The following is a 304-nucleotide window of genomic DNA, read 5'->3' as shown; positions in this document are numbered from 1 at the left end:
CGTATCATTTGAAGTGACAGGAAGAGTTTCAGAAATTCTTACTTCGCCGTCAAAAGCTCTTTCTGTAGCCTCCTGTATTCCGAAGAAAACAAGTCCGAGGATAGAGATGATCCACAACGCCAGTAACACCATTTTTGCAGTTTTTCCTATGGATTTAAGGTTCTTTACCAGGATTTTTAATCCCAGGATGAACAGGAAGAAAAAAGGAATTCCTATTGCAAAGAAAGCGAGTGCAGAAATGATCCAGATGCTATCGGCTCCCGGACCTGTGATCTCAATAAAATCTGTCCAGGGCGCTTCAATA

The 304-nt window shown here is 41.8% G+C and carries 1 pseudogene; it reads right to left on the bottom strand.

The features are described 5' to 3' along the window. Positions 1 to 304, bottom strand: a pseudogene (locus HC175_RS22700) (PspC domain-containing protein); the annotation flags it as partial.

The sequence above is a fragment of the Salinimicrobium oceani genome (assembly GCF_012037645.1).
The sequence above is the reverse complement of the archived record's forward strand: the minus strand, read 5'-3'. Positions and strand labels throughout refer to the sequence as shown.